We start from the raw sequence: 13,021 nt of genomic DNA, 5'->3' as shown, positions 1-13,021 counted from the left end.
CAGGCGACAGAAGTTCTGTGGTGGGAACGGAAGTTAGAGGTTATCGCTGTGGCACGAACAGGTCTGACGAGCTGGCACTTTCCAGCGCTGCCAGTCCCCTGTGCCGGCATCATATGTTCGGAGATAACCGTGCTGTGGAGAACCAAAGCCGACGATCAGGCGCAACGCCTCAACCACCTGAGTCGTCCCTATGACTCCCACTACTGGAGAGAGAATTCCGTTTTCCGAGCAGGTTAGAGTGTCATCTTTCAACGATGGATACAGGCACCGGTAACAGGGCGAACCTTGCTGGCGCGGGTCAAACACAGCGACCTGGCCATTCAGGGCAACGGCGGCACCGGATACCCAGGGGATGCACTTCTGCAAGCAGACTTCGTTGATCGCGTAACGGATCGCGGCGTTATCTGAACAGTCGACGATGACCGTCAGCCCGTCATGTGAACTGCCCTGTCCGTTTAACCCGTCCTCTGAGCTCAACCAATCCTGCTGGCTCAACCACTCAGAGTCGGCACGCTGAACATAGCAGGATATCTTTACGTCCGGATTAACCGCCTGACAGCGCTGTGCCGCAGACGCTACCTTGCTCATCCCCACTGAGGCCGTGTCATGAATCACCTGCCGCTGCAGGTTTGAAACCTCAACCTGATCGTCGTCTACCAGAATCAGATGTCCAACTCCGGATGCAGCCAGATACAGCGCCACCGGTGATCCGAGACCACCCAGCCCTATGACTACAACCGTCGCTCTGGAAATGGCTTCCTGCCCCTCTATATCTACCTCAGGGAGCAGAATATGGCGGCTATAACGAAGCAGTTGATCATCCTTCATTCAGGCACTCCCGGCATTCGCCCACCGCTGATCCTTGGATTGCCGCCCAGATCACAGCGGTTCTGTACATTCACGAAGCCTCTTTGACGTAAGTAGTCACACACCGCCTCAGCCTGATCGTACCCATGTTCCAGCAACAACCAGCCGTCAGGTTTCAGATAGTCAGGAGCGTGATCAATAATATGAAACAGATCCGCCAGCCCTGACTGCTCAGCCACCAGTGCCGAGGCAGGCTCAAAACGCACGTCGCCCTCAGCGAGATGGTTATCATCAGGATCAATATAAGGCGGGTTTGAGACAATCAGATCGAAGTGGCCGTTGACGCGCTCAAACCAGCTGCCATGAATCAGATGAACATCAAGCTCCAGACGCGAGGCGTTGCTCTGCGCCAGCGCATAGGCGTCGACATCGAACTCCACGGCTTCAACAGACCAGGCGGGATATTCACTTTTAATGGCCAGCGCAATCGCGCCTGTGCCGGTACCAAGATCAATAGCCCTTGCGGCATCTGGCAGATCAAGATCCAGCACCCATTCAATCAGAGTTTCTGTATCCGGCCTTGGGATAAGTGTCGAAGGTGCAACTCTGAGCGGTAAGGACCAGAACTCTCTGACACCCGTAAGATGCGCTATGGGATGCCCCTCAATACGGCGGGCTAATAATTTGTTGAGCGAGTCTTGCTGCGACTCTGTCAGCGACTTTTCTGGCCATGTATAAAGCCAGGCGCGATTCACATCCAACACATGCATCAGCAGCAGTTCTGCATCCGCACGAGGGGACTCACTGTCGGTCAATGAAGTCTGAGCCCGAGCCAGCCAGTCGCTAACGCTGCTCACTGCCCCGCCATTTCAGCCAGCAGATTGGCCTGATGCTCGTGAATCAGAGGTTCAATCACTGGTGACAGATCGCCCTGTACGATTTCATCCAGCTTGTAGAGGGTCAGATTAATGCGGTGGTCGGTAACCCGGCCCTGAGGATAGTTGTAGGTACGGATACGCTCCGAGCGATCGCCCGAGCCGACCAGGGATTTACGGGTGGCGGCCTGCTCTGCCTGAGCGGCAATGCGCTGGGCGTCGCGTAGGCGGGTCGCCAGCATAGCCATGGCTTTGGCCTTATTCTTATGCTGCGAGCGCTCATCCTGACATTCAACCACAACGCCCGTGGGCAAGTGAGTAATACGAATCGCCGAATCTGTTTTGTTTACGTGCTGACCACCCGCGCCGGAAGCGCGGAAGGTATCAATACGCAGGTCGTTTTTGTTGATGTCGACTTCATCTTCGCTTTCGACTTCAGGCATCACAGCAACGGTACAGGCCGAGGTATGAATGCGCCCCTGGCTTTCGGTTTCTGGAACACGCTGGACACGATGAGCGCCGGATTCGAACTTCAGACGTGAATACACATCGGTACCACTGATACGCACGATCACCTCTTTAAAACCACCGTGCTCGCCTTCGTTGGCGCTCATCATTTCTGTACGCCACCCCTGGGTTTCAGCAAAGCGGGTGTACATACGGTAGAGGTCACCGGAGAAAATTGCGGCTTCATCGCCGCCGGTACCCGCGCGGATTTCGACAATCACATTGCGGCCGTCATCCGGGTCTTTTGGCAACAACAGAATTTCAATTCTGGATTCCAGATCTGCAATCGCGACCTTGGCGGAATCAAGCTCTTCCTGGCCCATGGCCCGCATATCGGGGTCATCATCACTGGCCAGTACTTCCGCTTCTTCCTGATCAGAGACTGCCTGTTCATAATCTGAATACGCTTTGGCGACTTCTTCCAGCTCTGCATATTCCTTGGAAAGATTACGGAATTTATCCTGATCGCTAATCACGTCAGGGTCAGACAACAGGTGTCCAACCTCTTCGTAGCGGTCTCTGAGGCTTTCCAGTTTTTGCAGTATCGAAGGTTTCATTCGTTTGAGTTATCCAGATCGAACAGTTCGCGACTCCAGTCGAGAACTTCACGACGCCCTTCGGCGCCAGCACGGCGCAGAGCCGTCATGGGTTTATGCAGCATTTTATTGCCGAACGTATGAGCAAACGTACGCAGAACTTTTTCGGGGTCTCCGCCATTCTGAATCTGCTTCAGAGCTTTCTCAAGCTGCTCATCCCGTAATGTTTCAACGTAGCTACGCACGTCAGTGAGAGTGCTGACGGCATCGAGCGCTTTCAGCTCGCGCATGTAATGCTCAACGCCAGCTTCAATCAGCTCTTCCGCCTGCTGAGCAGCATCCTCTCTCGAACGGACATTTTCTTCAATGATGTCCCTGAGATCATCAACGCTGTAGAGGTAAACGTCAGAGAGCTCACCCACTTCTGCTTCAATATCGCGTGGTACTGCAATATCGACCATAAACATGGGCTTGTGACGGCGCTTTTTCAGCGCCTTCTCAACCATCCCTTTGCCAAGGATCGGCAGTGGGCTGGCCGTCGATGAAATCACGATGTCAGCATCCGGCAGCACCACGGGGATATCTTCCAGCAACACCGCTTCTGCATGAAACTCTTGCGCCAGCGTCTGTGCGCGCGCCAGCGTACGATTTGCCAGAGTCAGGTGCTCAACACCCGCCTGGCGAAGATGTCGGGCAACTAACTCTATGGTTTCACCTGCACCAATCAGTAAGGCGCGGCTATTTTTCATATCCGCAAAGATATGCTGCGCCATACGCACAGCCGCAAAAGCGACTGAAACAGGGTTCTGGCCGATAGCAGTATCAGTACGGACACGCTTAGCGATTGAGAATGTCTGACGGAAAAGACGGCCTAGCTCAGACCCGACCGTGCCGGCCTCCTGAGCCACTGCAAATGCCGATTTCATCTGGCCCAGAATCTGTGGTTCGCCAAGTACCAGCGAATCCAGACCACTGGCCACGCGCATGGTGTGCGATACCGCGTCGTCGTTTTCGAGAGAATAAAGAGAGGCTTCAAGGTCCGTGCGGCCGATCTCCTGATTCTGTTCAAGCCAGTGGCCGATCAGATCAGGACAGCGATCGTCTGCGGTGCAGTAAATTTCAGTGCGGTTACAGGTCGATAGAACAACGACTTCAGAGACACAATCCAGGGCGCGAAGGTTTTTCAATACATCAGGCATACCGGCAGGATCAAACGCCACCCGTTCGCGTACAGCAACAGGAGCGGTTTTGTGGTTAATGCCCAATGCCCAGATACTCATTCTGCCGCCAGAGTTCCTCGCCTAAAAGCCGCGATTATAAACAGCCATACGGGAATTTTCCCGCTAAATCTTTGACTTACCTGTCCAAGTAACCCTAAATAACGACATAGTTGCATACCGGATCTGCTGATAAACCACACCATGGCCAACGCTGAACAGTTCTGGCGCGTCGGACGGACGCTCCTCACACTGGGCCTGACCGCTGTTACCGCGGCCTGCGCCTCACTGAATTCAAAGTCTCCCGAGGAGCCTGCTACTGCGCCCCCGGAAAAAATTGTCGAGTACAAAGCCATTCCGGCAAATACCATGTATTCACTGCTGGTTGCTGAGATGGCCGGACAACGTCAACGCTACGACGTTGCGCTCTTTCATTATCTCGATCAGGCCCGCAAAACCCGCGATCCTAATGTCGCGGAACGTGCTCTGCGTATCGCTCAGTACATTGGCGCCGCAGGGTTTGCCGCTGAAGCCTCTGAGATATGGCTGGAAGTAGAGCCCGATGACCCAGGCGCGGTGCAGGCCGCCGCTCAGGTTGCTCTGGGCCGCAAAGAATTTGATCAAAGCCTCGACCTTTATGCCCGCTTTTACGAAATGACTGGCGTGGCGCAGTTTGATTTCTATGCAGCTGCCTTACTATCCAATGATGAAGTTATACGCAGTGAGCGGCTGGATGCCCTCGACGCACTGACGCCGACCTATCCCGAAAGCGGTAATCTCGTGTACGGTCAGGCATTGTTACTCCAGTCTCTGGGGCAGGATGATGCTGCTATCCAACGCATTGATCAGGCCCTGAAACTTGAGCCGGGGCTACTGCCGGCGGCTGTTCAGAAGGCACGTATTCTGGCTCGTAATCAGCGCGTTGATGAAGCCATCGACTGGCTGGATAAGCTGCTGGATGATCACCCCGACAACAAACAGATCGCGGTGTTACGCGCTCGCATGCTCCTGCAGTCAGGTGACGTTCGTGAGGCACGCAATGCCTTTGCTGCCATCAACCGACAATATCCTAACGACGACCAGATCATTCTCTCGCTGGCACTGCTCGAGGAAGAACTCGAAAACTACAGTGAAGCAAAACCGCTTTTGCGTGAATTGCTCAATAGCAGTGATAAACAATCAGAAGCCAGTTATTACCTGGGGCGCATTGCTGCCAGTGAGAATGATCCAGATCTGGCGATCAGTTACTACCGCCAGATTGGCGACAGTCGCGAGTTCCTGCCTGCGCAACTGGCTGCTGCGCAGCTTCTCAATCAGGAGCAGGGACCTGATGCGGCCACCAGCTACCTGCAGGAACGCAGTGCCGAATTCCCTCAATACGCGGGGCAGCTCCGTCGCCTTGAAACGGATATTTTAATCAAAGCCGGACGCCAACAGGAGGCGTTCGAGAGTGTCTCCATCGCCCTGAAAGCCGAACCAGAAGACACCAACCTGCGCTATACGCGTGCCATGCTGGCCGAGCGACTCGGGAATATGGCGTTGCTGGAAAGTGATCTGCGCCAGATCATTGAACAGAACCCGGATCATGCCGAAGCACTTAACGCACTGGGCTACAGCCTTGCCAATAAAACCGACCGGTTTGATGAAGCCGAGCCTCTGATTGAACGTGCCATTGCGCTCCAGCCCGACAATCCGGCCATCATAGATAGCCTCGGTTGGCTGTACTTTCGTGAGGGTAAGCTGAACGAGGCTGGCCCTCTTCTACTTGATGCCTGGAACCGTATGAACGACCACGAGATCGCGGCGCATCTGGGCGAATGGTACTGGGCTACCGGCGATAAAGAATCTGCTTATGACATCTGGGCAAAGGGGCTTGAACTCGAACCAGAGAGCGAGGTCATTAATGAGACTTTACAACGCCTTGGTGTCGACCCGTCGGATTTATAACATGCTTCGTTTTCTTACCCGGCTGCCTCTTGCGGCCGCAATTCTGCTGATGTCAGCCTGTGCTTCGTTTCTTCCCCAGGGAGGCAGTGATGCTCTACAAGACAGTCTTAATGACGTTCAGCACTGGCAGGTCCGCGGCAAAATGTCGGTTATCACACCCGATGACAGCGCGACTGGCTACATGGACTGGAAACAGAATCAACGCGAGTTTGATCTGTATATCGCCGGCCCACTCGGGCAGGGAGCAACACGACTGACCGGCGATAAACGCTCCGCTGCACTCACTCTTCCCGGCTGGGACGAACCTCGTCATGCCGAATCACCGGAAGAACTGATGTTGCTCTATCTCGGCTGGAATTTTCCGGTGTCTGATATCCGCTATTGGGTAAAAGGCCAGGCCAGTCCGAACGGCAATGCCAACACTGAGTACGACGAGAGTGGCCTTCTGTCACGCATGGAACAGTACGGCTGGACCATCACCTACAAGCGCTACTCAAATCAGAATGGCTACTGGCTGCCGGGTCTGGTCAAAGTGAGTGGCCACGATTTCCGTTTTACCTTTTCTATCCGTGAGTGGACTCTGCATGACTGAGCGAAACGACGACAAGTGGCTGACTCTCCCTGCGCCTGCCAAGCTCAATCTGTTTCTGCATATCACCGGACGTCGGGCGGACGGCTACCACAATCTGCAGACCCTGTTTCAATTTCTGGACTATGGCGACGAGCTGTCGTTCCGGGTGCGCGACGATAGCGAGTTAACTCTCAGCCCCGCCATCGATGACGTTCCTTTCGAAAACAATCTGATAATCAAAGCGGCAAGACTGCTGCAGTCCCGTGCGACCGGCGAAACATCCGGAGCAGACATTCAGCTTAAGAAGATTCTGCCCATGGGAGGCGGGCTGGGTGGCGGAAGCTCAGACGCTGCGACCACATTGCTCGCGCTCAACCACCTATGGCAGCTCAACCTGAGCCTTGATGAGCTGGCAGATATGGGGCTGGCGCTTGGCGCCGATGTGCCCGTATTTATCCGCGGCGAAGCGGCCTTTGCCGAAGGCGTTGGTGAAGTCCTGACCCCGGTGCCAGAGCTCGACGAACCCTGGTTTCTGGTGGTCTGTCCGCAAGTACATGTAAATACTGCAAAAATTTTCTCACACGAGGGCTTGACCCGGGATACAGAGGTCATTAATATTCGCACCGCGTTGAGGCAAGGGGGCAGAAATGACTGCCAGCAAGTCGTCACGATGCTCTACCCAGAAATAGGTAAAGCATTGAATTTGCTAAATAAATTTTCCTTTGCTAAGATGACGGGCACTGGAGCTTGCATATTTTCAAGCTTCGGTTCTGAGACAGAAGCCAGACAGGTTTCTGACCAGTTACCGGCTGAGTATGTGGCCTTTGTTGCGAAAGGAACTAACCTTTCAACGACGCATAAGGTATTATTCAGACCGTCTTAAATGCTGGGGTGTCGCCAAGTGGTAAGGCAACGGGTTTTGATCCCGTCATTCGCAGGTTCGAGTCCTGCCACCTCAGCCAATTCTATCTCCTCCATCTTTGAAATCACTGCATCAAGGGGACGACTGTGTCTAAGTTGATGGTATTTACCGGTAATGCAAATCCGGAACTGGCTAAGCTCGTCGTCGAGCGTCTCGATCTTTCCCTTGGCGAAGCCACCGTGGGCAAATTCAGTGATGGTGAGATAACCGTCGAAATTAATGAAAACGTTCGCGGTAAAGACGTTTTTATCCTGCAGCCTACCTGCGCACCAACCAATGACAACCTGATGGAAATGCTGCTGATGGCCGACGGTCTGCGTCGTGCATCCGCAAGCCGTATCACAGCCGTTGTTCCATATTTTGGCTACGCCCGTCAGGATCGTCGTCCACGCAGTGCTCGTGTGCCTATTTCTGCGCGCGCCGTAGCTGACATGATGTCAGGTTCTGGTATTGACCGTGTTCTGACTGTTGACCTGCACGCTGACCAGATTCAGGGCTTCTTCGATATCCCTGTGGATAACGTGTATGGCTCCCCTATCCTGCTGGACGATATGGAACGTCAGAACTTTGAAGATCTGATCGTTGTATCACCAGACATCGGTGGTGTTGTTCGTGCACGGGCGATCGCTAAGCAGCTTAACGTTGACCTCGCGATTATCGACAAACGCCGCCCTAAAGCGAACGTATCTGAAGTCATGCACATCATCGGTGATGTGAAAGACCGTACCTGTGTTCTGGTCGATGACATGGTCGATACCGCCGGTACCCTGTGTCAGGCAGCGAAAGCATTGAAAGAATTTGGTGCGAAAAAGGTTGTCGCCTACTGTACGCATCCTGTACTATCCGGGCCCGCGATTGAACGCCTTGCCAGTGCAGAGCTCGACGAGCTGGTAGTGACTGACACTATCCCTCTGTCTGAAGCCGCCCGCGCAACCGGCACGATCCGCCAACTGACCATTGCAGGTCTGCTGGCAGAGTCGATCCGTCGCGTAAACAACGAAGAATCCATCAGTGCGATGTTCCGTTAAGCCGCGAGCTTAAGAACAACGAACTGATTATCGGCAACACCACAAGGTGTTGCTATAACGACCGCCGGCGTTGGTCGCAAACTCCGGCGGTTTTTACATCCTGAAATGAGGAAATCACTATGTCAGACTTCACTTTGTCTGCTGTAACTCGCGAAGATGCGGGGAAAGGTGCGAGCCGCCGCCTGCGTCGCGAGAACGGCGTTCCAGCAATCATCTACGGCGGTAAAGCCGGTGGTAACGACCGTAAGCCTACGCCTATCACTCTGAAGGCGAATGAACTGAACAAAGCTCTGGAATCAGAAGCTTTCTACAGCTCAATGATCACTCTGTCTGTTGATGGAAAAGACGAAACTGTAATCCTGAAGGATCTGCAGCGTCACCCTGCGAAGAACCTGATCTGGCACGCTGACTTCCAGCGCGTAAGCAAGTCTTCTAAGATCACTACTACCGTTCCACTGCACTTCCTGAACGAAGACACCTGTAAAGGCGTTAAGCTCGGCGGCGGTAAGATTATGCACCAGATGAACACCCTTGAAATCGTATGTGCCGCTGGCGACCTGCCAGAGTACATCGAAATCGACATGGCTGACGTTGAAGTTGGCGGTGTAATCCACCTGTCTGACCTGAAACTGCCTAAAGGCGTTGAGTCTCTGGCACTGTCACACGGTGAAGAACACGATACTTCAGTTGTTTCTGTAATCGAGCCTAAAGGTTCGAAAGAAGACGAAGCTGAAGACGCTGAAGCTGAAGGCGGCGACGAGTAATCGTTGCGCTCAGAGAAAAGCGGGGCTTGTCCCCGCTTTTTTATTGTCTGCTATTTATCACACTGATATCGAATGGACATTGTATGGCTGATCCAATTCGCTTAATCGTAGGCCTTGGCAACCCAGGCGCAGAATACGAAAACACCCGCCACAATGCCGGTTTCTGGCTGGTTGAACGCCTCGCCCGACAGGAAGGCATCACGCTTTCACCAGACAAAAAATTCTTCGGACTCTCTGGCAAAGGGCGCATTGGCGGTCAGGAATGCTATCTCCTTATGCCAACGACCTTTATGAATCGCAGTGGTCAGGCGGTAGCCGCATTAGCGAACTTCTACAAAATCAAAACCAGCGAAATTCTGGTCGTCCATGACGAACTGGACATGCCCCCTGGCGTTGCCAAGTTCAAAACCGGAGGCGGTCACGGTGGACAGAACGGTCTTCGCGATATCATCGCTCGTATGAGCAATCAGAAAGATTTCCATCGCCTGCGGGTCGGTATTGGTCACCCGGGTGATAAAAATCTGGTCACCGGTCATGTACTGGGACGCGCCAGCAAAGCAGAACAACAAGCCATCGACAGTGTCATCGATGAGGCAATACGTGTACTGCCAGATGCGATCGCCGGTGACTTGCCGAAAGCTATGAATCGACTTCACAGCTTTAAAGGGTAAAATACCCGCCACAAGTAATCAGATACACCAACCAAACATACGATCGGGATACAGAAATGGGCTTTAAATGCGGAATCGTTGGTCTGCCCAACGTCGGTAAATCAACACTCTTCAACGCTCTGACCAAATCAGGCATCGCGGCAGAGAACTTCCCCTTCTGTACCATTGAGCCTAACACTGGCATGGTGAACATGCCCGATCCACGCCTTGATGCACTGGCAGCGATCGTTAACCCTGAGAAAGTCATTCCAACCGCCATGGAATTCGTCGATATCGCAGGCCTGGTCGCTGGTGCATCAAAAGGTGAAGGTCTGGGTAACCAGTTTCTGGCCAACATCCGCGAAACAGACGCGATTGCGCACGTTGTACGCTGCTTCGAAGACGACAACGTTATTCACGTAGCGAATCAGGTAGACCCTGCGGCCGATATCGACATCATCAATACTGAGCTGGTGCTGGCTGACCTTGATTCATGTGAGAAACAGCTGCAGCGAGTCACCCGCACCGCGAAAGGTGGTGATAAAGACGCCATCGCTCAGAAGGCCCTGCTTGAGAAGCTGATTCCTCATTTTGAAGAAGGCAAAACCGCGCGCATGCTGGATATGGACGACGATGAGAAACGTGTTGCACGTCAATTCCATCTTCTGACCACCAAACCAACCATGTACATCGCCAACGTTTCAGAAGAAGGCTTTGAGGATAATCCTTATCTGGATACAGTACGCGAAGTCGCTGCATCAGAAGGTGCTTCAGTGGTCGTGGTATGCAACAAGATTGAAGCCGAAATTTCAGAACTGGAAGACGACGAAAAGGCCGACTTCCTGGAAATGATGGGCATGGAAGAACCGGGGCTGGACCGCGTTATCCGCGCTGGTTATCAACTTCTGGGCCTACAGACCTACTTTACCGCAGGTGTTAAAGAAGTACGCGCCTGGACCATCAAAGTAGGCTCAACGGCACCGCGTGCGGCCGCTGCGATTCACACTGACTTTGAGCGCGGCTTCATCCGTGCCGAGGTGGTTGGCTACGACGACTTCATTGAGTACAACGGCGAAAACGGTGCGAAGGAAGCCGGTAAGTGGCGCTTAGAGGGTAAAGAGTACATCGTCAAAGACGGCGACGTTATCCACTTCCGCTTCAACGTCTGATCAACGCAAAAGTCGTTTATCAAGGTTTGGCTTCAGGGGTTCTCCCGGAAGCCAAACTTATTGGAACAATCAATTCATTTTCCCACTCTCTTAATTCACCAGCGAAACAACTAGACTAGAGGCTGTAAACTGCCCGGTGATTTATGACGACTCCTGCATTCCGACTACCACTGCCACTTCTGCTGGCCATGCTGACCGCCATTGGTCCGCTCTCCATCGATATGTACCTGCCCGCGATGGCAGCCATGGCTGGGTCGTTAAGCAGTGACATTCATCATGTCGAGCTCTCTGTCAGCACCTTCCTGCTTGGGTTTGCGCTCGGTCAGATTACGGGTGGCCCACTCTCTGACCGCGTTGGCCGCCGACCAGTCATTTTTCTGGGCTTAACCTTATTTGGCATCGCCAGCGTTGCTCTGACCCACGTAAGTTCTCTTGATGGTCTGTTACTGCTCCGCGGCTTGCAGGCAATAGGCGGTGGACTTGCCGTCGTGAACTCGACCGCCATTGTCCGTGACCATTTCGATGGCACTGACATTGCCAGAGTACTGTCTATGGTAGCCATGATCATGATGGCCGCTCCACTCGCTGCGCCTTTGTTAGGATCTCTGGTACTGACCTTCAGCGGCTGGAGAAGTATCTTCGGTATTCTCAGTGCCTACGCCGCCATTCTTATCTGAATTCTGGTCTGGCAACTTCCTGAGAGCCACCCTCCTCACCGGAGGATTAAGCGTTCGCCGTGGGCGGGGTATGCGACTGTCCTGAAGCACCGCGTCGCACGTCGGTATATTCTGATGCTGGCAAGTGCATACAGTGGCATGTTTGTATTTATCACCGCATCGCCGTACCTGTATCTGGAACACTTTGAACAGAACGAGCAGACATTCCCCTGGTTATTCGGTGCGAATGTCATTGTCATCATGCTGATGAACCGGCTGAATATATTCTGGCTCCGTTACTGGTCTCCGCAGCGGCTGCTGACCGCAGGAATTCTGTTGCAGTTCGCGTCAGCACTGGCGCTACTGCTACTTGCTCTGTCGCCTCACTTCAAGCTCCCTGTGGTTCTGCCGCTACTGATGATCTATGTCGGCTCTCTGGGCCTGATCACAGCCAATACCATGGGCACCGTCATGCAGTATTTCCGTGAGGTTGCAGGGTCAGCCACGGCACTGATGGGCGTCATACAGTTCAGTGGCGGCGCTCTCGCGGGACTCCTATGGGGAAAACTCCACGACCATACGCCAGTACCGATGATGGAGGTGTCCCTGCTGACCGCCTCTCTCGCACTGGTATTTCTGCTCTTCGCTCGCAAAGCCAGCCAATCAGAGGCAAGTCAGAGCGGCATTCACGCATCCGCAACAGACTGATGCATACAAGCAACAATCAATACTTGAGTAAATTGCTCAGGAGTATCAGAATGAACGTTCATTCCGCTTTATGAAGAAAATGGATAAACGCGAACTTATCATCACCGCCACCTGCGATCTGATTGCAGAGAACGGCCTTCAGGCAACGCCAATTTCAATGGTTGCCAAAGAAGCCTGTTGTGGCGCGGGAACTATCTACCGTTACTTCGAAACCAAGGAAGAGCTGATAGAAGATGTCTACCTGACCCTGATGGAGCGTTTTTCAGACGCTTGCCTGAAGGATGTCGATGAAAACGCAAGCGTAAGGGAACAATTGAACAGCGTGTGGCTCAATCTATATCACTACATGCGTGAAGTTCCCCGAGACGCCCTGCTCCTTGATCAGTTAAGCGTTGCCCCTGCAATACGTGGTGAGCTGCAGGAACAAGGAAAGCGTCGCCTGAAAGAGAAGATTGATCCTCTGTTCGAGCGCGGTAGGGAAGAAGGACTGATTAAAGATATCCCCGACGATGTACTGGGGGTGTTCGTGTACGGTGGGATTTCGACGCTGTTACGTACCGATCGTAACGCGCCCTGTGCCGTACCCACGGAAGTGACCGATGAAATGCTGCTCAGCATCTGCTGGGGAGCAATAGAGAAACGCGACTGATATTCAGGAGAGTAA

12 protein-coding genes, 1 tRNA gene and 1 pseudogene are annotated in these 13,021 nt (G+C 53.4%); 10 read left to right on the top strand and 4 right to left on the bottom strand.

The features are described 5' to 3' along the window. Positions 1–33 precede the first annotated feature (33 nt). The 4 genes from AC5E51_RS00795 to hemA are packed head-to-tail and all read right to left on the bottom strand — an operon-like array spanning position 34 to position 4,005. A complete protein-coding gene (locus tag AC5E51_RS00795) occupies positions 34–828 on the bottom strand; it encodes a HesA/MoeB/ThiF family protein (RefSeq protein WP_301377012.1) in 795 nt (264 codons plus the stop codon). Continuing rightward, positions 825–1,664: a peptide chain release factor N(5)-glutamine methyltransferase gene (gene prmC, locus AC5E51_RS00790; RefSeq protein ID WP_301377014.1), complete on the bottom strand. Its 840-nt coding sequence runs from the start codon at positions 1,662–1,664 to the stop codon at positions 825–827. Before prmC ends, AC5E51_RS00795 begins: the two co-directional genes overlap by 4 nt. Then, positions 1,661–2,746 carry a peptide chain release factor 1 gene (gene prfA, locus AC5E51_RS00785; RefSeq protein WP_297532400.1) on the bottom strand — a complete coding sequence of 362 codons (1,086 nt, stop codon included), beginning with the start codon at positions 2,744–2,746 and terminating at the stop codon, positions 1,661–1,663. The genes prmC and prfA overlap by 4 nt, the downstream gene beginning before the upstream one ends. Continuing rightward, entirely contained in the window at positions 2,743–4,005 is a 1,263-nt protein-coding gene (hemA, locus tag AC5E51_RS00780) for a glutamyl-tRNA reductase (protein WP_068439434.1), read from the bottom strand. The genes prfA and hemA overlap by 4 nt, the downstream gene beginning before the upstream one ends. A gap of 141 nt (positions 4,006–4,146) precedes the next feature. Here hemA and AC5E51_RS00775 point away from each other — a divergent pair, with 141 nt between their 5' ends. From AC5E51_RS00775 to AC5E51_RS00730, 10 genes and pseudogenes are all read left to right on the top strand, one after another. After that, positions 4,147–5,889, top strand: coding sequence for a tetratricopeptide repeat protein (locus AC5E51_RS00775; protein ID WP_301377016.1), 1,743 nt, complete (start codon positions 4,147–4,149; stop codon positions 5,887–5,889). A 1-nt stretch (position 5,890) separates the two neighbouring features. After that, entirely contained in the window at positions 5,891–6,481 is a 591-nt protein-coding gene (gene lolB / locus AC5E51_RS00770; protein ID WP_076513701.1) for a lipoprotein insertase outer membrane protein LolB, read from the top strand. Continuing rightward, positions 6,474–7,343, top strand: coding sequence for a 4-(cytidine 5'-diphospho)-2-C-methyl-D-erythritol kinase (gene ispE / locus AC5E51_RS00765; protein WP_297532405.1), 870 nt, complete (start codon positions 6,474–6,476; stop codon positions 7,341–7,343). The genes lolB and ispE overlap by 8 nt, the downstream gene beginning before the upstream one ends. A gap of 4 nt (positions 7,344–7,347) precedes the next feature. Continuing rightward, positions 7,348–7,422: transfer RNA gene (locus AC5E51_RS00760), tRNA-Gln, on the top strand. 46 nt (positions 7,423–7,468) lie between these two features. Further along, positions 7,469–8,410 carry a ribose-phosphate pyrophosphokinase gene (locus tag AC5E51_RS00755; RefSeq protein ID WP_068442327.1) on the top strand — a complete coding sequence of 314 codons (942 nt, stop codon included), beginning with the start codon at positions 7,469–7,471 and terminating at the stop codon, positions 8,408–8,410. Positions 8,411–8,529: 119 nt separating this feature from the next. Further along, positions 8,530–9,174 (top strand): 50S ribosomal protein L25/general stress protein Ctc, encoded by a 645-nt coding sequence (locus AC5E51_RS00750; RefSeq protein ID WP_297532407.1) that lies wholly within the window; start codon positions 8,530–8,532, stop codon positions 9,172–9,174. An 83-nt stretch (positions 9,175–9,257) separates the two neighbouring features. Then, a complete protein-coding gene (gene pth / locus AC5E51_RS00745; protein WP_297532408.1) occupies positions 9,258–9,845 on the top strand; it encodes an aminoacyl-tRNA hydrolase in 588 nt (195 codons plus the stop codon). 56 nt (positions 9,846–9,901) lie between these two features. Further along, positions 9,902–10,993, top strand: a complete 1,092-nt coding sequence (ychF, locus tag AC5E51_RS00740; protein WP_297532411.1) for a redox-regulated ATPase YchF — start codon at positions 9,902–9,904, stop codon at positions 10,991–10,993. A gap of 143 nt (positions 10,994–11,136) precedes the next feature. Beyond that, a pseudogene (locus AC5E51_RS00735) lies at positions 11,137–12,357 on the top strand (multidrug effflux MFS transporter). 79 nt (positions 12,358–12,436) lie between these two features. Continuing rightward, the gene (locus tag AC5E51_RS00730; RefSeq protein ID WP_301377019.1) at positions 12,437–13,006 is read left to right on the top strand and encodes a TetR/AcrR family transcriptional regulator; all 570 of its coding nucleotides are present in this window, start codon (positions 12,437–12,439) and stop codon (positions 13,004–13,006) included. Positions 13,007–13,021 lie beyond the last annotated feature (15 nt).

It is taken from the genome of Thalassolituus sp., assembly GCF_984348125.1.
This window is presented reverse-complemented; position numbering and strand designations above follow the sequence as displayed.

Bases quoted from the DNA above. Each gene is read 5' to 3' on its own strand.
- AC5E51_RS00795 (WP_301377012.1), bottom strand. From the start codon at position 828: ATGAAGGATGATCAACTGCTTCGTTATAGCCGCCATATTCTGCTCCCT.
- prfA (WP_297532400.1), bottom strand. From the start codon at position 2,746: ATGAAACCTTCGATACTGCAAAAACTGGAAAGCCTCAGAGACCGCTAC.
- hemA (WP_068439434.1), bottom strand. From the start codon at position 4,005: ATGAGTATCTGGGCATTGGGCATTAACCACAAAACCGCTCCTGTTGCT.
- AC5E51_RS00775 (WP_301377016.1), top strand. From the start codon at position 4,147: ATGGCCAACGCTGAACAGTTCTGGCGCGTCGGACGGACGCTCCTCACA.
- lolB (WP_076513701.1), top strand. From the start codon at position 5,891: ATGCTTCGTTTTCTTACCCGGCTGCCTCTTGCGGCCGCAATTCTGCTG.
- ispE (WP_297532405.1), top strand. From the start codon at position 6,474: ATGACTGAGCGAAACGACGACAAGTGGCTGACTCTCCCTGCGCCTGCC.
- AC5E51_RS00750 (WP_297532407.1), top strand. From the start codon at position 8,530: ATGTCAGACTTCACTTTGTCTGCTGTAACTCGCGAAGATGCGGGGAAA.
- pth (WP_297532408.1), top strand. From the start codon at position 9,258: ATGGCTGATCCAATTCGCTTAATCGTAGGCCTTGGCAACCCAGGCGCA.
- ychF (WP_297532411.1), top strand. From the start codon at position 9,902: ATGGGCTTTAAATGCGGAATCGTTGGTCTGCCCAACGTCGGTAAATCA.
- AC5E51_RS00730 (WP_301377019.1), top strand. From the start codon at position 12,437: ATGGATAAACGCGAACTTATCATCACCGCCACCTGCGATCTGATTGCA.